Origin of the sequence: Paenibacillus turicensis, assembly GCF_050461185.1 — a bacterium.
Taxonomy (GTDB): Bacteria; Bacillota; Bacilli; order Paenibacillales; family Paenibacillaceae; genus Fontibacillus; species Fontibacillus turicensis_A.
Genome location: NZ_JBCMOR010000014.1, coordinates 65,745 through 89,513, shown reverse-complemented (window position 1 = coordinate 89,513; position 23,769 = coordinate 65,745). Strand labels below are relative to the sequence as shown.

Genomic DNA, 23,769 nt, shown 5'->3' with positions numbered 1-23,769 from the left:
CAATGCTATTCCCGTTAGCATCAGTGATTGTTGTTGTTTCCTGCCATTCTAGCGTGAATGTTTTATTGACCGTGACCTCAAACGTACATTTGCCTGTTATTTGTACAAATTTATTTTGATATAAGTAATTTTTAGCGAATACATTTCCGAATAAGGTCTCAGATGTTGGAATGCCTTGAAGTACGTTAAATTGCTCTGATCCACGTTGGTCTGCTAAAATCACTGCACTTACATTGGGACTTAACTCTTTTCCGCTCACTTCTTGTCCGCGTTCCTCTGTGCATTTAGGGTCTTTTGGCTTTTCACCGTTGCTTTTGGTTGTATACACTCTAATTCGATCAGGATAGCGGTAACTTCGGGCTTTGATCGTGTAAATATATGAAGAATTGTATACCATCAAATATCTTCCTGGTTCATAATAACCAGGTTCATTATAATATTGGGAGAAATAGATTTCAGCATATCCTAATGATTTAACCTTGAGATCCTTTTCCCAGGTATTTTTGTATGTCTTCCCATCCCTCCTAATAATCCCATAATAAGGAAAATTTATATTACTTCTATTTTCCTCTACTTCCACTCTTTTGGGATCATCTGTAGCAGCACCTGCATTTAATTGGTTTAAAAGTGTTGGATTCTCATCTAGCCACTCTTCATGAAATTTATCTATATCTGAATATTCCTCATTCAAATAAGGCTTTTGTCGCTCGAATTTCGCCAAATGGGTAAAATAAGTTCCTGGATATGCATCAATACCAGACTTCATTTTAGTTGGTGTTACTCTTTTGCTTTTATCTTCTTCCATCCAATTTGATGTATACCACATCACCCATTTTTTCCCTACTAGTTTAAATGCAATGTATGCTCCCGACGGAGATATGTTATCCTTTGATATGACTGGAACCTTTTCAGGCTTTAAGGGTACATTTGCTTGATAGGTTTGTGAGTTTACGATCTGTGTTTGGACTACTTCATTTCCTTTAAGAAACTCAATCTTTGTAATTTTATTCCCTATACCTGCATCTTCATTAATTATTGCTTTTAAATTTGAAAATCGAGTGAAAATCGAGTCATATGCGTCTTTTTTGTATGTTATTTCTGGTTTATATTTGTATATCTTAGAAAGAGGCCCTTTATAGCGCTCCTGTTTAAATTTAAATTCTTTTTCTAAATATTCCCTACGAATATCACCCTCTACCTCATAATCTGATATCTTCTTCACTGGATGTGCAACTTCTACACCTTCTTGGCTAGCTTCAACTGCTTTCACTATGCAGAAGTTCCATATTGGCAGAGAAGTTACCAACAAAGCAAAAACTAGTACGATGTTTAGCCAAAATCTACTCCTCATGCTGTCCTCCTTATAACGGGTAGCTCTACACTATATATTTAATTTTTCTTATATTTTGGACCATCTAGCTCTAACACTGTAGCTTCTTGGTACAGATAACCTGCATTAGCAGGAGCCATAATAACAATTTTTAACTTGCGATTTTGAACCCAGCCTGTTTTAGGTATAATCATTGCTGGTGTATCATTGTCTTTTTTATGCCAAAGCCATGCAACTTTATTTAAAATCCCAGAATGAAACTTTTCTCTATCAGGTGAATCAATACCATACACAACGTAAGAAGGCCCGTTAAATTCGGAATGGTACTTTTCCTTATTTTTATTAAAAATCTCGCTCGTTTTGAAATAGAGCACATAACTCTTTTTCCATTTATTCACTGGATTTCGATCTATAGGCACACCATCAATAATCCCTGAATTATTAAACCACTTCAATTCATCCACAGGTGGCAACAACTTCAAATTAGGATCATTGGGGTCTTCTAGGTCAATGGCAATAACAGCGTCCAAAGCCCCTTTATATAAACCATCTCTTGAAGTCATTGTCATTTTATCCTGTCTCCACAACTCCTCAATCGTCTTCCCCTTATAATCCTCTTCCTTCGTCACCATAATCTCAGGCATCACCGTAAAAATATTTGTACCATGCCAAGCTAACTCTGCACTCCCTACTGCATATTTATCTACAGGCAACTTCTCCCCATTTTTCACAGCCAAAATACGCTCAATAATCGTCACAGATTGCGCACGGGTCGTTGTTTTTGTTTCGCCAAGCTCTCCTTTACCTAGCCCTGTAACTAAGCCTGCTTTAGTCGCTAAATACATCCATTTACTATCCTCTTTTGCTTCTTCTCCAAGTCCTGCACGTACAGCAATGCGTGCCATTTCCTTACGGGTGATGACTTTATTCCAACCCAGATCACTATCTGAAAAGTCACTACTCACATATAACTTGTTTTCTTTTGCTACTTTTACAAAAGGCTCATACCATGTAGATGCTCCCTCTGTTTCAACAGGTAGCTTCATTGCCGTAACCACCATCTTCATAAACTCATCACGTTTAATTGCTTGCTCAGGCTTAAATACACCTCCTGGGTAGCCACTTACATAACCTTTTTCAATTGCAGCCGTAATGCTTTTTTTCGCCCAATGTGTATCCTTCACATCTGAAAATGAAGTCACTTGCTGAGTCGTTACGTCAGACATTTGGCTAGTACTTTCCTGATTGACGTTTTCTTTTTCCCCACTATTTTCTCCACTAGTACGATCTTTGTCTGTCAGTTCTCCATTAGTGCTGCTCTTCTCTACCGAATTATCTAAATTAGTTTTAGTTGCTCCATCATTTTTCTCCACCGTTGTTGTTGGCGTTGAAGATGTACCTGCTTTCTCACTATCTAGCGCCTTCACTTCATTCACATTACCCCAAAGCGCCCCTCCACTTGCAGCTACCAACGCCATCCCTAAAATAATACTAATCGCCTTTTTATTCATTTTCCTTCTCCTTTATCATTCGATTTATTATTAAGAGCCCCTAAGCTTTGATTAATGTCTTCTCAAAAATTTCATAAAGCTCTTTAAAACGAAATTCTCTTTTCTTTTAACTCCTTTAACTCTTCTGTAAATCCTGTAAATCCTGTAAATCCTTTGAATTTCAAACTATGTATGCTGTTACACTAAGATGTTTGATCCTACTCTAGTTTCATTGATTCTACTATAGTTTCATTGATGCCATCTCTATAGTTTTTTATTGCCCGCCTATACTCTTCCTCCTTTTCTCCTAGGAAACTATTACCATCTTACTATTTATTTTCGACAAAATCTCCCTTTTCACCTCCTTCAATCAGGATAAATTGAGAAATACAGGAATCAAAACATAACAAAAAGCACACCTCTGATCAGATAGTATCTAAATGACATCTTAGTGACATCAAGTGATATCTCACTGATTCTGGTGTGCTTCACCAAATTCCAATTTATAACACTTATTCTAAAAGGAACTGACTTTTTAAGCAAGCTTAATTTAGCTCAAAGGAAAAATCAATTTAAAACATTACTTATTCTTCTTATTCTTTCTTAATTGTTACTTATGCTTTCTTATGTTCTTATATTTTCATACTATACCCATGCATTCCCACTAATATCCTCGTCTTTCTTTGCCTTAAATCTCCCTATTATTTCATACCCTTCAAGCCAAATGACAAGCCACATAATGTTCGCCACTAACATGACGTAATGCAGGTCTTTCAAATTGACATTGTTCAACCGCAAAGGGACACCTTGTATGAAATCTACAACCCGATGGTGGGTTAGCTGGACTTGGTATGTCCCCTTTTAAAATAATACGCTCGCGCTTCATTTTAGGTTTAGGAAGAGGAACGGCGGATAATAAAGCTTTTGTGTATGGGTGAAGGGGACTCAGGAATAAATCATCACGACTCCCTGTTTCAACCATCGTACCGAGATACATCACCCCAATTCGGTTACATAAATGTGCAACCACACTTAAATCATGGGAAATAAACAAATAAGCCAGACCACGCTCATGCTGAAGCTTACGAAATAAATTAATCATCTGTGCCTGAATGGACACATCTAACGCCGATACTGGTTCATCCGCAATTATGAAGTCTGGATTAAGCGCTAATGCTCTTGCAATACCGATACGTTGCCTTTGACCTCCAGAAAATTCATGCGGATAACGATCAATATGATACGTAGATAAGCCACAAGCCTCTAGCAATTCTTTTACAATATCTCTCACCTGTGCTGGCTCTACCATCCCATGATCTAATAACGCCTCGCCAATGGCATCCCCAATTCTCACTCTTGGATTTAAAGAACTATATGGATCTTGAAAAATAAGCTGAAGTCGTGGTCGCAATTTTCGCAAATCCTGTGGTGGCATATTATACAAATCTTGTCCGTCAAAAATAATGTCACCACTCGTTTTCTCAGTTAAACGTACAATACTTCTACCAATCGTGCTTTTTCCACTTCCCGACTCCCCTACTAAGCCAAACGTCTCTCCCGGAAAAATAGATAGAGAAACATCATCCACTGCCTTTACATGCCCAACTGTACGATTTAACAAGCCTGCTTTGATTGGAAAATACTTTTTTAAGTGCTTAATTTCAAGTAAAGGTTTAGAAGAGGCACTCGTTAAAATACTAGATCGTGGGTTAGATAAAGAGTTAGATAGTGAATTGGATAGTGAATTCGATAATGAGCTCGATAATGTATTAGATTTTGAGATAGATTTCAAACTAGACAACGTACTAGATAAGGTATTGGATAAACGACTAGACACCCAGCGTCACCTCCTCATACAACCAGCAAGCCGCCTGTTGGTCGGCATTTATAGTATGTAGTTTTGGAGATTGAGATCGACAGATTGTCATACAAGCGTCGCAACGATCGTGAAAATAACAGGATTCTGTTAATGACAATGGATTAGGAACTTGCCCCGGAATGCTATACAACTCCTCCACCATGTCATACATATTAGGTTTAGACTTTAGAAGCCCCTGAGTATAGGGATGTTTTGGATTTTCAAATAAAGCCGTTACCTCTCCATACTCCACCACTTTACCTGCATACATCACAACAACCTCATCCGCCATCTCCGCAACGACACCTAAGTCATGGGTAATTAATAAAATCGACATTCCTAACGATTCTTTTAAATGAGACAACATATCTAAAATTTGCGCTTGAATCGTAACATCCAGGGCGGTAGTTGGCTCATCCGCAATGAGCAGCTTAGGCTCACATGATATTGCAATCGCAATCATTATACGTTGTAGCATTCCACCACTTAGCTCATGCGGGTAGGCATCAAAAATTTGCTCTGGCCTTGAAATCTGTACACGTTCAATAAGCTCAATTGCTTTTTGCTTTGCAGCCTTTTTACTTAATTTTTTGTGTACGATTAAAGGCTCCATAATTTGCTGCCCAATCGTTAGCACAGGGTTAAGTGAAGACATCGGCTCTTGGAAAATCATCGCAATCTCATTACCCCGAATCGCCCTAAGCTCATTTTTTGTTAAATTTAATAAGTCTTCTCCCTGAAATAAAATACGCCCCTCCACTTTAGCCGCGTTGGCATCAAGCAGTCCCATTACAGACATCGCTGTTATGCTTTTTCCACAACCAGATTCACCAACAATACATAAGATGCGGCCTTCGGGAACAATTAAACTAACATCATCAACCGCTTTTATAATTCCTTCCTCTGTATCAAAAGAAGTGCGTAAATGCTGAATTTCGAGTACAGCATCGTCCTGTAGTTTGTAGTTGCTCATAACTTTCACCTACTTCCTTTGCTTTGGATCTAAAACATCCCTCAGACCATCACCAAAAATATTAATTGCAATAACGGTGGCGAAAATAGATAAGCCAGGTGGAATCCATAGCCAAGGACGCTCCTGAAAGTCAATTAAATTGTTTGCCGTATCAATCATATTCCCCCAGGTTGGTGTAGGCGCAATGACACCTAATCCAAAAAAGCTGAGTACAGATTCCATCAATATAGAACCGCCAATATTTAACGTGGAAATGACGATCAACAACGGCACAATGTTAGGTAATAAGTGATGAAAGAGCTTTCTTCGATCTCGCAATCCTAACACGACTGTTGCTTGCATAAACTCTTGTTCACGTATGCTTAATATTTGACCTCTCACCATTCGAGCAAGTGCAGGCCAACCTACAATACTAAGCATGACCATAACAATATACATCCGATAATCCGTAGGTACCTTCCAATCTGATAGTAAAGCGCCAATAATAAATAACAAGGGCAAGCTTGGAATCGTCATGAGTAAATCTGCCACTCTCATAATGAGTTGATCTACAATTCCACGATAATAACCTGCGATTGCCCCTAAGATCGACCCGATAAATACACTTAACACCATCGAAGCAAGCCCCACCGTCAGAGAAATTCTCCCTGCTTGTAGCACCCGTGTCAGTACATCCCTGCCAAGCTTATCCGTCCCTAACCAATGTCGTAGACTTGGTGCTTGGTTCATGATCGCCAAATTTGTTTTGCCGTTTGTATATGGTGAAAATAACGGGCCAACAAAACAAGCAATAAACATAAATAGCACCACAGCTAACCCAGACATCGCTAGCTTATTTTTAACTAAACGCCGGATAGCCACACGCCATAGGGATGATTTTGCACTTTGTATACTTTGTCCTGCTTTGTAATGATCAGAAGGGGATACAGATGCTACTGCAGGTTGTAAATTTAATTCACGATTAGATTGAATTTTGGATCGCAGATTTGACATCCTTTTCCCCCTACAGCTTCACGCGTGGATCCGCAATATGATATAAAATGTCTGATAACAATGTTCCAATTACAGTTAAAATCGCAATAAACATCGTAAAGCCCATTAACAATGGATAATCTCGTAGTGAAAACGAAGACATATAAAGCTGACCAATCCCCGGCCAATTAAATATTTTTTCAATAATTAAGGAGCCTCCAAACAAGCTTGGCAATTCAAACCCCACTAATGTAATTGCAGGCAATAAAGCATTGCGCAAGGCATGAGTAAACAGCACCTTTTTTTCCTTTAACCCCTTTGCTCGTGCAGTTCGAATATAATCCTGCTTCATTACATCAATCATGTTACTGCGAAAATAACGCGTTAAGGAGCCGACACCTAGAAGAACCATAACGATCACTGGAATCGTCATATGCTGAATGACTTCCTTTACATATAACATGCCAGTCGCGTTGCTACCTGTTGTTAACATGCCCCCCGGCGGTAGCCACTTTAAATCCACAGCTAGCATTTTAATGAGAAAAAGTCCAATAAAAAATGAAGGAACTGACATCGCCGCAAAAATTAAAATCATGACGAGCGTGTCAAACCAAGTGTATTGCTTATACGCCACAATGACCCCAACCACAATCGCAATCACCCATATCAAAAAGGTGGCAACTACGGCAAGTAAAAATGAGTTCCAAATATATTCGTTAAATAGCTGCAACACAGGCTTCTGCTGTGCTAAAGAATAACCAAAGTTACCTTGAAAGGCGCTTTTCATCCACGTAAAATAACGTTCAAGCAAGGGCTTATTCAGCCCATAGATTTCTCTTAGCTCTGCTTTACGCTCAGGACTAAGCTTCATATTTCCACTAACAAAATCCCCTGGAGTTAAAGCATACAGACTAAAAATCAACAAAGACGCGGCTAGCAAAATAAGAAGCATATACGAGATGCGCTTAATTAAATAACTGCTCATAACAAACTCCTTGCTTTCTACTTATTTAGCGTCCAATTTGGAATCGTTTGTGCTAAGCCAGCGACAGGGTTGTATTCCACATTTTGAATTCTACCGTTATAGGCAATGACTGCTTTTTTATAGCTTGTAAAAATAACGGGTAAATCCTCATTTGCGGTTTTAAACAAATCTTTATATATTTTTTTGCGTTTCTCCATATCGCTAGTTGCCAAAGCTTCATCATATAACCTTTTAAACTCTGGGTTGTTGTACCCCTTAACCTCACCATTCACAAACTGTGTTACGCCGTCACTTGGATCGGACAAAATAGGCGTAGAGAAAGCGGCAAGATCATAGTCCCCACTTTCTACTTTGGAAATTAACGCATTAAAATCAGCAAATACCTCTGGCTGAAAATCAATCCCAAGCTCTTTATAATTTTCCCCAGCTAAGGCGATAAAGGTATCTGTATCAGGGCTTTTTCTGCCTAAATAATGAAGCGTTAGTTTTTTCCCATCCTTTGTGCGAATTCCGTCTGAGCCTTCCTTCCAGCCCGCTTCGTCTAACAAATCCTTCGCTTTTTTAGGATCATATTTGTAAGGATTAATGCCTTCATCCGTATATGCCCAAGAAATTAAAGAGGATGGAATATTAGCAACTTGCCCCGCACCCTGATTAGCATCGACATAAATACTTTGACGATCCAGTCCGTAGGTAATCGCTTGGCGAACTAATTTATCCTTTAAAGCCTCATGCTCCAGGTTGACTTGAAGGTAACCATAATTACTTGGCGTGTAGGGCGTAATGTTGACGTAGCCTAAGCTTTTTAGCTTTTCTATATTTTCTGTCGTAGCACTAAAAGAGGCATAATCCACTTCACCTGTTTCTAAATACTGCCAAGTGTCTCCTTCTGATGTTTTATAAATAAACTTTTCAGTTCTTGGTTTCCCTAAATAAAAGTTTTCATTGGCTACAAAACGGACTTCTTGACCTGGGATAAACTTCTCCAGCTTATAAGGTCCATTTCCAAGCGGTTGATCATGTAATTTTTTAATGTATTCCACGTGACCTGGTTTATATTCCGCACCATAATGTGCTTTCGATAAAATTTCAGAGCCTAAGGTTAATAAAGCAATGGCATTGGGCTTTTCAATCGTGACGGAGATGGTCAATGGATCAACAATTTTAATCCCCTCAATCGAAGCCGCTGTACCCTCCTTGTAAGCCTTAGCCCCTTTAATACCAATCGTATTTAATGTGGAATCTCCATCGTAAGCTTTATCGTTAATTAAAGTCCAAGTAAAAGCTACATCCTCAGCGGTGAGTGGTGAACCATCACTAAATTTTGAGTCAGGGCGGATATGAAATGTATACGTTAATTGGTCATCACTAATTTCCCACTTTTCAGCGGTTGCACCAACTGGAACCCCCTGCTTATCTACAGTGACAAGTGGCGTATATAGCAAGCTTGATACGTTGCCATCGTAACCACTTTGATGAAAATAAGGGGTAAATGCACCACTAGGGTCAACCAACCCAACAATAATTGTATCTGTACGATTTTTAGCAATGGCAGGTAATTTAGAGAGATCTGAAGCCTGAATCGGCTCATTAATCGTTACTGCTGTAGTACTTTCCCCGTTGCTTCCCCCTGTACCAGATGCACCATTACTGCCTTGTCCTGCACCAGAATTTGTTGCATTGTTACTTGAGCAAGCTGTTACTAATACCGCTCCTACAACTAAAACAGCCATCATCCACGACTTTCTTTTTTTCAAAACCATCTCTCCCTCTCCCATCCAAACATTATTGTTGTATAGCCTTCAAAAACAAATATGTATCTATACCCTTAATATTCCGACAGAATAACTAAGAATTTTTTTTGATAAGGAATATTATAGAAAGGAAATAAAGTTATGTAAAGGAATAAATATGAAATTAATTACTTTCGACAACATGTTACATTTTTCTCTATTTTTCGTTATTCCTTCAACACTATTACTTACTAGTCAGCATAAAATAAAAAATACACCCTCGCATGCTTACTGCGTGAGTGTATTTAACCTTGATTCCTTTTTACTGTTTAATTAAGGCTCTATTTAGAAATTAGTCCATGACAACGACAGGAGGCTGGTAGCTACGGTCCAGAGCGTTCTTGCGATTGTTGTTAAAATCATATCCCTACTTTTGAAGTTGTTAATTGGTGGAATTTGATTTTAAGAGACAATCTTCAGAATCTCTCTGTCTCTTCGCTAGTTAGGGTTAGCGGTCAAGTACTAATTTCAAGATTGAGCCTTAATTAAATATATTTTTTATTAAATTAAGCCCCTGCGCCGTCCTTCTTCCACTGCACCCAAGCGTGTAGACACCTCTAGCTTCCCAAAAATATTCATCATATGTGTTTTAACAGTCGCTACTGAAATAAATAAATGTGAAGCAATTTCAGCATTTGTACATCCTTTAGCTAACTCGCTTAAGACATCAAGCTCTCGATTCGTTAATAGCTCTTTACTTGTCTGTATATCAGAATTCAATTGTATTTTTTCCACAAAACAGACCTTAATCACAAGCTGAAGAAACTGTCGTTCCTCCAAGGTAATATTGACCGAACTATCTGCATTGTAGGCTACCAACAGCGGGTAAAGCGTGGCTCGATCCGTAAAAAAGGGCTGTAATATTTTATTTACCCTTGCGTAGTGTAAGGCTTCAAGTAAGCAGTTATGAATTAACCTTTTTACATTTTCGCCTTGCTGAACAAGCATTGTGATTTTTAGTATTGCTGCCTCCACAAGTCTTAAATAATTTTGATTTTCCCTTGAAAAGGCGAGGATGTGATCCACGCGTTGCAAGGCATGATCATGTTCTCCTTGGTTATGAAGCAATCGAATATAAAATAACTGAGAGGATAAAGAAATTTCTCCCTCAGGCTGTTGTCTATATTGTTCAGTAAACAATGCACTATATTGGGAGTCTAGCTTTCCAATGCTATACAGATGATTTAATAATCGATCAAATTGATTGAAATTTCCAATCCCAGCGTCACTAATAACCTGATTGGCAAGGCGTACCCCATTTTCTTCATCTCCAAATAGAAGCTCATATTCAACTAAATGGAACTGATAGCTTAGCTCTACAACCATAGGGACAACAATCTGTCCTCTTACATGTTGCTTAATTGCCTCTAGTGCAATTGTTGCTTGCTCCTTATCCATCCGTTTAAAGTATACACCGATTAACCCAATATAATAATTATAGCCAAGTGTATCCATAATCCCTGCGGAATATAGCAACTCTTGGATTTGTCTATACATCATTAAGCTTTGTTCAAGTTGCCCCGTTTCCTCTAATAACTGTGTTTTTGCAGATAAACTATAGTAGTCCAAAAAAACATTGGCTCCCTTGTTATTATTCACTGCATAATCGACAAACTCTAAACACATTTTATATTGATTTTTGCTCAATAAAATATTTGCACTCATGATTAAAAATAAGGATTTAGTTACAGGACTAAGCTCAAATTGATTGATTTGTGCCAGAGATAGCATGGTAGGGGGTTGATAGTTAGGTTTGCTTTTTCCTAAAAAAGGGAGAAAGTATTCTAGTCCTAACAAAACCTCCTCATCCCCATAGCGTGCCTCAAGCGCATCACATAGCTGTATACAGCGATCCGTATTTAAGCATGTTAAATTATAAATAATACATTGCAAAGAAAGATTAATATTCCCAGTCAAAGGTTCAAGTGGAATTTGGTTAATGTAAGCCCATGTCTCCACTGTTTCGTCCATTAGCCCTAGTAGAGACATCGCTGCATCATAGTGTTCAATCACAAATAAATGCTGCAAGGCTTCACCATAATCACGTCTTGATGCAAGTAGATGTGATGCTAGCTTATGTAGTCTAATTTGTTCATCCTTTGGCAAGGCTGCAAATTGTATCAATAGGTACTCTCGCAACATGTGATGATAGCGATAAATCCCACCTTCTTCATCGACACACGTTACGAATAAATTTTTAGCAATTAAGCCATTAACCATAGCGAGAAAATTCTCTTCACCTGTGAGTGCCATACTTAATTCTTCATCAAAATAAGTTAAAATACAGGTGGCCACGAGGAAATGTTGTTCCTTATCCGTCAGTTTTCTAAAAACTTCGCGGGTTAAGTAAGCTGCTGTTACACCATGATCAGTCATGGAGAGCATACTTCTACTCTCATGTCCCGCTGCCGCTACAAGCTGAAGTCCACCAATCCAACCCTCTGCAAACTGATTCATTTGCGAAATATCATCCGTACTGACATTTAATTGCAACGTATTTGTGAGAAAATCCTGCCCTTCTTCAGCCGAAAAACGTAGCTCATCTCCATTTATAAGTAATAGCTCACCTGAAGCAGCAAGCTCACCTAAATACACGACAGGCTGCTGTCGAGATAACATAAACAAATGTACATTATCTGGCATTGATTTAATAAAAAAATCTAATGAGGCAATAAGCAGGGGGTTGCTTAACTCATGTACATCATCCAACACTACATAATAATGTTGTTCACCACACAATTGATTAATGACCATCGCTAATAAATTTTCTACGTTGGCTGTATCAAAATTAGCATGTAAGATAGAGATCAATCGTGACGATTCCTCATCTCCCATAAACTTAGAAATGGCCGCAAGAAAATAATGCCAAAAGGAAAAAAGTTGATTATTACTTTCATCCAAAGATAACCACGCGACATCGCCTAATTCATGTTCCTTAATAAAGGAAGACAGCAAGGTGGTTTTCCCCATCCCAGCTGCGCCCATAATATATATAACCCGCATCTCTGAGCAAGATAGCAATTGCTGGAACAAATGCTTCCTTACGATATAGTTTTTGCGTGGTGCAGGAATTTTTAATTTTGTAGACAACAACACAACACTACGATGGTTTTGATCGCTCATAGTTACCTTCTTTATTATAGATTTACTTCTGATTACTTCTGATTGTAGGTTGATCTGTAGCAATTGACAAGATCATCTTTAATGTTATTTTTGTTTAACATACCGCTGTTTTAAACACCACGTCGCAAACAACAATAATCCACCTACTAAAATAATAACATAGATCAATGACCCAATATGAGCTAATGCTGTTCCATGCTCAACATAACCTGCAAATGATAAAAGATGCTTTTGTGGCAAAATAGATACAACCCATTCAATCCCTTTATTGTGCTGATCAAATGAATAAAAGCTCCCAGCTAAAATAGTCGTTAAAATCATGATGCTATTGGCAAGCATCGTTGCATTATCGGGTTTATGGAATAGCGTAAACAGCACTAACATTAACGATATCCCTAACAAACCAATGATGAGAATAAAACCTGCATATTGCAAAAGAGAAAATCCAATATCATACCCGATCAGTTTCATAATAATTAAGCAAAGAAATGCAGGTGTATACATGGTTAAGCAGGTTACTATATGTGCCAATACATATTTCATAACGGAAATTGGTGAACAAGCAATACGTTTTAGCACTCCTTGCTCCTTATCTTCTGAAAATGTAAACAAAAACAAGCTTGAAGCCATAAGCAAAAACATCATTAAAAAACCAATAATATTGGCACCTATTCCGCGATCTGACGATACAGAGATAGAAGAAGGATCAATATCCTTATCACTTAATAACCGCGTAAGCAAGGCTTTAAATTCATCATTTTTAACACTTTCAATTCCAAAAGTTTTGTCTTCCTTTTCCCACACATAAGCATCATATTTATGCTTCATTAGTTCTGAATAAGGTGGTTTTTCCTGCATCACATCTATTTTTAAATAAGGAGATTGGATTGGTGCTTCTGTAGCCTTAGTCACAAATACAATATGTCCTTTTGTCTCCTGTAGGCCCGTCATGTAAACAGCAAGTATGATTGCTAAAATCATTAAGACTCCCATGATTATAATGCTGCCTTTTCTTTCAAACATACGAATGTAATTATTTTTAAGTACTGTCAGCATAAATAATCCTCCGTTCTAAAACATTTCTCACAGCCATAAACCAGCACAGCAGAAATTAAGATACTTATCCCAAAAACAGGCCAAAATAAGTTAAAGTTGCTATCAAATATAACCATAAAAAAGGCATCAGTAATCCACTTTATCGGTGATAATTTAGACACCCAAGCAATTGAAGGTCCCATACTTTCCAATGAAAAAAATACTCCACCTAAAAAGGCGAGAATACTAAGCACATTACTCAGTAACGTACTTGCAATTTCCTCTGTTTTAAACAAACAGCAGAAAAAGATTCCTAAAGCACTTGTTGCAAATTCGAGGGGTACCATTAGTAGTAAAACATACCCAAAATACTGTCCTCCAAAATTCAAATTCATCGTAAACATAAGCAACAATACAACAAGCAAATGGCAAATATAATTGAATACAAATGACGATAAAATTTTCGAAAAATAAATCGCTGATTTCCCTACTGGAGAATGAATAATGCGTAAATTAGGTCTTTTAATATCCCGCTCCATAAAGCTGTTTGTCGCCGTCATTGCACCATTAAAGATCGAGTATACAAGTATACTAATCCCATAATAGTTATAAGAAGCAATCGGGTCTGCATAAGCCCCCTCGGATAAAAACCCAAAAATTAAAACAATCAGTAAAAAAAAGATCGTATTGAAGCCAATCAGCACTATATTTTTACTATTATTGCTTAAATCCATTTTGAAAATCTGTGCAAAACTATACATCTATTTTCCCTCCTTACACTTATCCTTGATCATGTACAATATTTTATTAATCCCGTAGCTTACGTCCAGTTAGCTTAAGAAATACGGTCTCAAGGCTAGCTACCTCACTCGCAATGTTGACAATTCGCACCTTCTGATCAACCAGCAACGAGATAATACGATCTAAATTCTCAACATCTCTGAGTGTCACAACTTTAATATATTCCTCATCAACTTGGACAGACTTCACACCTTCGATATGGAAAAGTGATGCTTCATTTAAATTTTGAATATTTTCCGCTTCAATATAATAGCTTTTTTCATGTTGAATGCTTTCTTTTAATGCTTCTTTAGTACCTTCTGCAATCATTGCACCATGATCCATAATAATAATCCGTGTGGAAATTGCTTCAACTTCCTCCATATAGTGCGTTGTGTAAATGACCGTCATACCTTTATCTCGTAGCTGCTTAATCGTATCTAAAATGTGATTACGTGATTGAGGATCAATCCCAACGGTTGGCTCATCCATAATAACAAGCTTAGGTGAATGGGCAATTGCACAAGCGATGTTCAATCTTCTTTTCATCCCACCAGAAAAAGTCTTCACTTTATCCTTTCTACGGTCTACAAGTCCTGCGAATTCCAATGCCTCTTCAACTGCATTAGATAACTGTTTTCCTTTTAGACCATATAATGAAGCAAAAAAACGCACATTGCGCTCGGCAGATAGCTGCTCATATAATGCAATTTCCTGCGGAACAACCCCTAATTGCTGTTTATAGCTACGTAAAGTCGCCTCGATCGGTTGTCCTTCATATTGAATCTCACCTTGATCCTTTTGTAAGGAGGCGGTTAGAATGTTGATCGTTGTACTTTTCCCTGCACCATTGGGACCCAGAAAACACAAAATTTCACCTTGCTCTACTTCAAAGCTAATCCCCTTTAAAACTTCTTTTTCTTTAAACGACTTCTTAAGCTGTTTCACTTCAAGTAACTTTGTCATGTCTATCATCTCCTTATACATATCCTACCTCTAAGCCTAAATAAAAAAATCATCCTTTCGGTTGAACGAGTAGGATGATTTTTTCTAGCTATATATTTAGTTTTTCACGATAAATGAAACTTCGGTACCTTGACCAAGCGTACTGTGGATTTCTAGACCAGAGCCAAATTGACGCTTCAACCTTAGATCCGTATTTAGCAAACCAACACCTGAATTCGTCTCCACTGTTTTTTGTTGAAGCCGCACCAGTATGTCCTCCGACATGCCCACACCGTCATCAATGACTGAAATTTTCGTAAAAGATGGGAAACGTTTAATTGAAATAACAATAGTGCCCCCTTCTACTCGTTTCATAATACCATGGCGAATCGCATTTTCAACTAAAGGTTGAATCGTGAAAAGCGGAAGCTGTAAATTAGGATCACTTTCTATATCCCACTCGACATGAAGTCGCTCTCCAAAGCGCTCTGCTTCAATATACAAATAGGAACGCACAATATTTAGCTCATCTTCAACATTACTTAATTGATCAATATTTTGAATTTTAAATCGATCATGCAAAAATTCGCTAAACACCTCTAGCAAATCTCGCATACGATCTAGATCAATTTCACTTAAAGCTGCAACAGCATTTAATGTATTAAATAAAAAGTGGGGTTGAATTTGTGCTTGTAGCCATGCTGACTCCATTCTTAGTCGTTCCCTTGCTGATCGTCGCACCTCAGTTAAGGCACGAACTCTAGACCTTAGCTCTAACGATTCAACGGGTTTGGTTACATAATCATTAGCTCCTGACTTAAACCCCTTCTCGATATCATCAGGATGACTTCTGGCGGTTAACAATAAAATGGGAAGCTCTGTTAAGGTGAAACGCTCGCGAATTTTACGGGTTAGTGTATAACCTGACATTTTAGGCATCATTACATCTGAAATAACTAGATCCCACTCCTGTGTATCTATGCATTCTAGTGCCTGCTCACCACTGGCAACAGAAGTAATAACGTATTCCTCTAATGATAAAATCGCCTCTAGCACCTTTAAATTGATAACATCATCATCCACGATTAATACTCTTGGGTTACCCGTATTTGGTTTAGATTTCGTATGGTGCTTTTCTTCCTTTGTTGTATCCTCTATGGAAAAAGGGGTTGCTTCTACATCACTGGTAACTGCGGTTAGCTTCATCGCTTCTAACGACTGCCCTTCCACACTTTTGAACAAATCTAAAGTAAATGTAAATGTTGTCCCTTCCCCAACCGTTGAAGACACCTCTAATGTTCCTCCATGCAATTCTACTAGCTGCTTGCTGATCCCTAAGCCTAACCCAAAACCACCTTCAAGCTTAGCTCGTTCTGGACTTGCTTGCTCATAGGGTTCAAACACAAGTTGTAACGTATTGGGGTTCATCCCAATCCCTGTATCCTGTATTGAGATGTATGCTTTTCCATCTTGTGCTATAGCTTGAATCGAAACCTCACCAACATCGGTGTATTTTAATGCATTTTGCAATAAATTAAATACGATTTGAGTCACACGATTTTCATCGGCATATACCTTAGGGAAATCGTGAGGAATGGCGTTTACAAGCTTAACCTCTTTTCCCGCTTTCATATATAAAAGCATATCTATCACACCTGTAGCAATAGATTGAATCGAGGTGGGTCCACAATTTAATCGTGGCGTACTTTCATTCAGCGACACAGCAAACAGTAAATCATTTAACATCAAGGACATTCTTCGTCCTACACTCAGCACCATTTCTAGCTCTTTTATACTTGTAGCATTTAATTTTTCATTTTCTCTCTCTAACACAATTTGAGAGATATTTAAGATTCCATGCAACGGATTACGCAATTCATGCGAGGTATTCGCTAAAAATTGATCTTTAAGCTTATTTGCCTTTTGTAGCTTCGTATTCAGCTTTCTTGCCTCTGAACTTACTTTAAAATAGTTTCTAAACCATACACTGGAAAGACACATGGTAGATATAATGAGATCAAACGGATAATATAGAATTTTAGTTCCATTAAAAAGAAAGATTCCGTACCAGACTGTATTATTAAGTAGTGCAAGTAAGGATAATATCAATAATAAGCTATGGTATATATCGTTAAATTTGATTTGAAACATTACGATGATCACTAAGGCTGCGACAATGATACTAAGTACTAATATAAAGGGCTGAAGAAGTATACTCCAAGTTACAGGCGCAAATAAAACAATGGATCCATACACGAAACAATATACTACACTGACGATATACCATTTACGCCATTTTGCTGGAATTCGATCTTCAATACATTTCAGTAACATAAATGAAAACAAGCACATCGAAAGTTGTGTGAGCCTAAAACTCAAATCATAGTTAATTGGAAACCAATAATGCAACAATTTGTCTTCACTACTAATTAATGCAGTAAATATGCTCGTTAGCGCTAGCATTGAGAGGTACAGTAGACGCTTATCCCTTTCGCCAACAAGATAAATAACAATTGCGTATAATGCGTGGATAAGAAACACGAAGGAAACTAACTGCTGCATCGTTACTGACAAATGAATCTCTTTATCCACCTGCGCCTCCGCTCCAAACTTCATAGAACGAACAATTCCACCAGACCTAGGGTCCTTAAAGTTAGCTGCTTGTATGACAAGATCGATAACGCCCTCTTGATTAGGCCTTAAAGAAACAGTGACGGGTTCATTATCAGCAGTATATTCCTCTAAGCTCGTTGCTGGATTACCCAATTTATTTATTAGTTGTCCATTAACATATAGCTCTGACGCACTTCGAATACTCGTTATACGTATGCGATAGGTTATGTCTTGATCTGAATCTACTAATATTTTAAGACGGTAAGAGCCGTAACCATAGGGGGTTGACTTGCCTTCCTCTAAATACGAGTTCCACCCCCCAGGTACAGGAATAAGTTCATGCTTTAAATGTTCCAGTTGCGCGGATGGTTCGTTATTTTCTCCATCTATTAGCCATGTATTAGCATAAAACTCCCAATCCCCATCAAGTGTAACAGTTTGCTCTCCCCACTTTGTCCATTGTCGTAAATCTAGTTGCCCATCAACAGCATAGGGCTGATCCGTATGGTTAAAGTTAGCAAACCAAAGTAAACGTGCCCCTGTAAGTATAATTAGAAAAAGTACAATAATACCCGTTAGTTTGATAATTTGATTTTTATTTAGCTTGGACAACACCATTAGCTCCTTAAAGAATTAATTTCCATTAACAAATATATCTCTGTTCAATATACTGAATGCCTTTTGTAAATTCAACATCAGCATTGTAATCTACTTAAAACATAGTAAAATTAAAATACTTATGTTTTTTGCTCCACTTTTTTTATTAATTACTTATAGGAGTGAACATTGATGTTTTTTGCCCTTTTTGGGATAGCAATCGGAATTGGCTTAGCCATGCAAACAGCGATCAACTCTCAGCTAAGGAAATTCGTCATCTCACCATTTTTAGCCTCCTTGATCTCCTTTGCTATCGGTTGTATATTTCTCACTGCCGCTACCCTTCTTAATGGCTCTTCCTTGGGTGTCCCACTTCATGTATTTACAGACGAACCACTATGGATCTGGATAGGCGGCTTACTTGGTGTTGTTGCTTTAACGACAAACATTCTTTTATTTCCAAAGCTAGGTAGTGTACAAACATCAGTGATGCCTATATTAGGTATGATTATGATGAGTATGGTTATCGATCATTTTGGATTTTTCCGTTCCCCCAAGCAACCATTCAGTATGAATCGAGTATCGGGTGTAATTTTAGTACTATTAGGTGTGTTTCTGGCAGTTGCCCTCGGGGAAATTTTGCAATATCGTCGGTACAAACAGCTAAAGGAACAAGCCACTCATACAGAGGAACCTAGTAAGGCTAACAAAGCTATTAAATCAGAAATTGATAATAAGGTGGATCAGAATCTAAATTCTAGATCTGAATCAAGTCAATGGTTATGGCGGTTTATCGGTATTGGCTCTGGCATGCTCATGGCAACTCAAGCTGCGATTAACGGACAGTTAGGAAAGGTGCTCCACTCACCCGTTCACGCCGCCTTTATTTCCTTTTTTGTAGGACTCGTTATACTTATTTTTATTGTTATGATTAAGGATCGATCAATGACTAATGTATTACAGCCTATTAAGCTATCAGCTCCATGGTGGGTATGGATTGGCGGAATTTTAGGCGCGGTATATGTACTTGGTAATGCGTTTCTTGTTGGTAAAATTGGGACAGGGCAAACGGTTATGCTTGCTTTATTTGGACAAATTACAGGTAGCTTACTCGTAGAACAATTTGGACTACTACGATCCAATCGAATTAAAGTAAGACCAATTCAGATTTTGGGGCTGGTTATAATGCTTGCAGGTGTGTTTTTAATTAAAATGCTGTAGATGACCCAAAGAGTTCATCAATTTAATGTTACAGTTTAATACAAAAGACAGGGTACGGTTGTCCCTGTCTTTTGTATATAGAGATATTACTATAATCAAGTTGCCATTCTGCTAATTATTGTATTTTTATAATGGACTAATAACTATAAGTAACACGAACCTTAGTACCTCTAATCGTAAACCCATCCATCCCAGTATAATTACTTAAAACTCTCCCTGTAATTTCTATAGTATAAGTATTGTTAGGATTTAATCCATTAAGACCTGTAGTATTGCAAGGATAACTACTGGTAGGCTCAGATGTTACCCAATATTTAAAAAATCCTGATTCCTTTGAGCCACAGTAGACTTGAATTTGTTCTATTGCAGTATATTTACCTTGAGTAATGTTGCTTTTAGAAGGATTCCAGGCTTCTACATTTGTGATTTTAGCTGTAGACGGAAGACCAGAAATTTTAAATGTTGGGCTCTTACCTGTGATGAATCCTGATGGAGCGTTAAACAATCTTGCAGTGACTGTACCCGCAGTGACTTCTTTTCTTTCTCTAGTAGCCGTAAGTGCATTGGTTCCTATTAACTCTGACAGATCATATTCAGCATATCCTATACGAATCTCATTTTCTTGACTGGTGTCAACAGCCCATGCAGGTAAAGAAAGACTTAGACTACAAATCAGACAAAGTAAAAACGAAAAAATTTTCTTCATAAAAAATCCTCCCTTTAGTACAGTTTGGCAACATGGTTATTATGAATTTTTTAGTGTAAAAATACAACATATGGTAAATATATTATAAAATAAAATGGTATTATTTTCAAGAATGCTACTTGTGACAGAATATTGACTTTAATCAGTGTGGCGATTTTAAAACAACAAAAAAGTGGAATCAACTAGCAATTCCACTTGTACTGGATAAAATCTAATATCAATCTCTAATTTATATCAGATTTCCAACTCTCTCATTTTAGCTGTAACAAGATCAATATGTTCCTCCAGATTGCCCTTACTTGCTTGAGGCAAGCGAAGCTCATCAACAATACGACCATCCGACATAAATAAAACTCGTTCTGTACGCGCCGCCACCTTAATGTCATGAGTAACAAGCACAATTGTTGTTCCTTCTGCATGAATATCATTAAAAATATCCATAATTTCATTTGCTGATTTAGAGTTTAATGCCCCTGTAGGTTCGTCCCCAAAAATTACTTTAGGTTCACTCATCAGTGCACGACAAATACCCACACGTTGAAGTTGTCCTCCTGAAACCTCTGTCACTGCACGTTTAGCTAAAGCTTCAATTCCTGTTTTATGCATAAGGTTTCTTGCTCGCTTTGTTAACTGCTCAAGCTGCTTTCGATTATTAAGCATCGATGGCAAAATAATATTGTCAAATACATTCAAATTTTTTAATAAGGTAGGCTGCTGAAACACAAACCCCATCTTGGTCCGACGTAAATCCGCTCGTTCATCCTCATGAAAGGATGCCAAGTCTTTACCATTAAAAATAACAGCCCCCTCATCGACGTGATCCATCCCACTTAACGCATACATCAAGGTTGACTTTCCTGAACCTGAAGGCCCCATAATTGCTACAAACTCACCCTCATAAATATCAACTGAAATCTGATCAAGCACTCTACTTCTTTCATTGCCTACACCTAAATATTTTACGATTCCATTTGCAGCCAACAGCTTTTCCATAAGCTACTCCTTTATATTTTCATAGATTTTGATTTTGTTAACATCTGAAGCTCCGAGCAAGGTTGCAATAAACACTGAAATAATGAGGAGTAACGGACTAATCACATAAGCGATAAAAGGCGAAACTTCAAATTGAAATGAGCTAGCTCCAAATGAAGATAAAATCCCTCCCACCACAAATGCCCCTACATAATTAGCAAGAAAAATGCCAAGTATTAATGCGATCAACGCAACAAGGATGGAACGAGAAAAATATTGCTTCATAACATCATCATTTCTAAAGCCAAGTGCTTTCATCACACCAATGGAAAACTTATCCTTCGCCACTAGCATTTTAGTGAACAGCAATGTAATTAGCATAGTTAAAATTAAGGCAATTCCCGCTGCCACATAAGAAGCTAATTTGATAGAGCTTATCGTTGAACCAAAGGTTTGTGCTTTAAAATCATCTATACCTGTCATTTTGGCAAAATGAAATTCATCTGAATATTGTTTTACCTTATGAGCAACGGGTGCAGAATCTCCAAGCTGAGCATACATAATGCTCCAAATTGTATTTGCTGACTCATCGGTAAAGGTAGCTTTTGCTGTTTTTCCACCGTTTGTAATATCAGAATAAATTCCACTAACCGTAAAGGGTTTAAATCCCCCTTGCTGTTTTATTGTCATTGAATCTCCAACTTTTTTTCCAAGCTCTTGTGACAACAATAATGAAAGGGCAATTTCATTTTCGAGCTTAGGCGCCCCGCCTTCACTGTAGCTTAAAGGGAAGATATGATGATTACCTAATTCGATCTTGATCAATTGCTCTGACCCATTTTCACGCTTTATCATAAATGATTTCGTATGGAAAACAGCATACTTTTGGATGTCAGAATCATTTCTTAGCATTTGTTCAAGCTGCATCTCTTGACTACGCGTTTGATCACCCTGAGGAATATCTATACGCAAATCACTTTTCCCAATTCCCATGTAACGTATAAAGTTATCTGATGAGATAGTATGATATAAGTGATGGGGAACAAGCATAATAAAGGTAGACATCATTAAAACAATGAGCATGGTGATATACATCTTTTTCCTTAATAAAACATCCTTAAAGCCTAAAAATAGATTGGTATTTAGCCACTTACTGCTACTCAAATTAAATCTTTTGCTACCTGCTCCAGTACCCTGCGCTGCCCCGTAACGTAATGCCTCTGTTGCCGATATTTGACGGAACCGTCTCAACACAATATTCACATACACAGTGACCAATACAAAAATTATTAAAATTCCAACTAGACCTATAACTAGGCTAAAAATAGAATCCTCGACTTCGCCCATGTACAAACGTATATTGTGCAGCAATAATCCCTTACATAAATACGAAATGATAAAGCCAAGCATACAACCTATTCCTGCCATAACAGCATAGGGGATTAAATATATTTTTTTAATGCTAGCTGCTCGAAATCCAATCGCCTTCATCACACCAATATCACGATATTCATCCTCCATCTTTGCTAGCAACGTAAAACGAATACACATCATTGCGATGATCACCACAAGCAAACTAACAAGTAAAATAACCGCAATCATCAGCCCATCCGAAATGGCATTGAGCATTTTAAAAAGTGAATAGGTGAGCGTTGGACCATTAGCCTCAAGTCCTGCTGTCGTATATGCAGTCTGAAATGATCCCACCTGAGATAGATCGGTTAATCTAAATTCAATCAAATATTGGAGCTTGCCTTCGGCTTGTGTTTTTAGTTGTGCATAATCATTTTCACTAATTAGGAAGCGTTTAGAAGATGCTAATAAGGAGTTCATTTGTGAATCTCGTAAAAATCCAGCAATGCTGAATGACCTTCCATTTACAACTATGCTTTCACCAATTTGGGCGCTGTTATCCTTCATATAGTTCACTGGGACATAGATTTCCCCATCCTTAGCATGGATCACTTCACCATCTAAATTAAGAAGAAAGTCAAATTGCTTGCTTTGTGTAACAAATCCATGATCCTGCACACTATCTGCAAGTGACTTTCCGCCCATCATAATTGCCGTATTATCAATCTGTAAAAACTCAAGCACCTGATATTGATCAACCTCAGCTTGGCTTTTTGCGAATTGTTCAAGTCGCTGTGACTCTATATTTCCAGTATGCATTTGCAGAAAATGAGGTGTTTTTGCCTTAGACATTAAGACATCAATAGAGCTTGATAAATGAACGGTAAGCATAGATGCTAATGAAACTAGCATTGCTGCAGCCGCAATAAACAAAATCAGGATCAGTGACATCCATTTATTTTTGACGACATCATTTTGGACTATTTTTCGATACATCAGAACCCCCTGCCCCAGCTTCATAAC

16 protein-coding genes are annotated in these 23,769 nt (G+C 37.8%); 1 reads left to right on the top strand and 15 read right to left on the bottom strand.

Features of this window, described 5'->3' with window-relative positions; translation table 11 throughout:
* The 12 genes from ABE099_RS17465 to ABE099_RS17410 all read right to left on the bottom strand — a co-directional run.
* Positions 1-1,351 (bottom strand): DUF5704 domain-containing protein (locus tag ABE099_RS17465; protein ID WP_430032361.1); only part of this gene is annotated, 1,351 nt, incomplete at its 3' end.
* 38 nt (positions 1,352-1,389) lie between these two features.
* Positions 1,390-2,841, bottom strand: a complete 1,452-nt coding sequence (locus tag ABE099_RS17460; RefSeq protein WP_430032360.1) for an S-layer homology domain-containing protein — start codon at positions 2,839-2,841, stop codon at positions 1,390-1,392.
* A gap of 694 nt (positions 2,842-3,535) precedes the next feature.
* Complete coding sequence (locus ABE099_RS17455; RefSeq protein WP_430032364.1) at positions 3,536-4,516, bottom strand: ABC transporter ATP-binding protein; 981 nt, start codon at positions 4,514-4,516, stop codon at positions 3,536-3,538.
* Positions 4,517-4,649: 133 nt separating this feature from the next.
* Positions 4,650-5,651 carry an ABC transporter ATP-binding protein gene (locus ABE099_RS17450; RefSeq protein WP_430032359.1) on the bottom strand — a complete coding sequence of 334 codons (1,002 nt, stop codon included), beginning with the start codon at positions 5,649-5,651 and terminating at the stop codon, positions 4,650-4,652.
* 9 nt (positions 5,652-5,660) lie between these two features.
* Positions 5,661-6,644 (bottom strand): oligopeptide ABC transporter permease, encoded by a 984-nt coding sequence (opp4C, locus tag ABE099_RS17445; RefSeq protein WP_430032358.1) that lies wholly within the window; start codon positions 6,642-6,644, stop codon positions 5,661-5,663.
* A gap of 10 nt (positions 6,645-6,654) precedes the next feature.
* On the bottom strand, positions 6,655-7,608 hold the full coding sequence (locus ABE099_RS17440; RefSeq protein ID WP_430032357.1) for an ABC transporter permease: 954 nt from the start codon (positions 7,606-7,608) through the stop codon (positions 6,655-6,657).
* Positions 7,609-7,625: 17 nt separating this feature from the next.
* A complete protein-coding gene (locus ABE099_RS17435) occupies positions 7,626-9,371 on the bottom strand; it encodes an ABC transporter substrate-binding protein (RefSeq protein WP_430032356.1) in 1,746 nt (581 codons plus the stop codon).
* Positions 9,372-9,902: 531 nt separating this feature from the next.
* Positions 9,903-12,524, bottom strand: a complete 2,622-nt coding sequence (locus ABE099_RS17430) for a LuxR C-terminal-related transcriptional regulator (protein ID WP_430032355.1) — start codon at positions 12,522-12,524, stop codon at positions 9,903-9,905.
* Between the two features lie 84 nt (positions 12,525-12,608).
* On the bottom strand, positions 12,609-13,580 hold the full coding sequence (locus ABE099_RS17425) for an ABC transporter permease (protein WP_430032354.1): 972 nt from the start codon (positions 13,578-13,580) through the stop codon (positions 12,609-12,611).
* Positions 13,574-14,320 (bottom strand): ABC transporter permease, encoded by a 747-nt coding sequence (locus ABE099_RS17420; RefSeq protein WP_430032353.1) that lies wholly within the window; start codon positions 14,318-14,320, stop codon positions 13,574-13,576. The genes ABE099_RS17425 and ABE099_RS17420 overlap by 7 nt, the downstream gene beginning before the upstream one ends.
* 46 nt (positions 14,321-14,366) lie before the next feature.
* Positions 14,367-15,305, bottom strand: a complete 939-nt coding sequence (locus ABE099_RS17415) for an ATP-binding cassette domain-containing protein (protein WP_430032352.1) — start codon at positions 15,303-15,305, stop codon at positions 14,367-14,369.
* Positions 15,306-15,401: 96 nt separating this feature from the next.
* Positions 15,402-18,515, bottom strand: coding sequence for an ATP-binding protein (locus ABE099_RS17410; RefSeq protein ID WP_430032351.1), 3,114 nt, complete (start codon positions 18,513-18,515; stop codon positions 15,402-15,404).
* Positions 18,516-18,686: 171 nt separating this feature from the next.
* On the opposite strand from ABE099_RS17410, the gene ABE099_RS17405 reads away from it, so the two are divergent.
* Entirely contained in the window at positions 18,687-19,715 is a 1,029-nt protein-coding gene (locus tag ABE099_RS17405) for a DMT family transporter (RefSeq protein WP_430032350.1), read from the top strand.
* Positions 19,716-19,851: 136 nt separating this feature from the next.
* Here the strand turns inward: ABE099_RS17405 and ABE099_RS17400 are convergent, their stop codons facing one another.
* The 3 genes from ABE099_RS17400 to ABE099_RS17390 form a co-directional block, all read right to left on the bottom strand.
* Entirely contained in the window at positions 19,852-20,421 is a 570-nt protein-coding gene (locus ABE099_RS17400; protein WP_430032349.1) for a hypothetical protein, read from the bottom strand.
* Between the two features lie 234 nt (positions 20,422-20,655).
* Positions 20,656-21,414, bottom strand: a complete 759-nt coding sequence (locus ABE099_RS17395; protein ID WP_430032348.1) for an ABC transporter ATP-binding protein — start codon at positions 21,412-21,414, stop codon at positions 20,656-20,658.
* A gap of 3 nt (positions 21,415-21,417) precedes the next feature.
* Positions 21,418-23,742 (bottom strand): FtsX-like permease family protein, encoded by a 2,325-nt coding sequence (locus ABE099_RS17390; protein ID WP_430032347.1) that lies wholly within the window; start codon positions 23,740-23,742, stop codon positions 21,418-21,420.
* Positions 23,743-23,769: the final 27 nt, after the last annotated feature.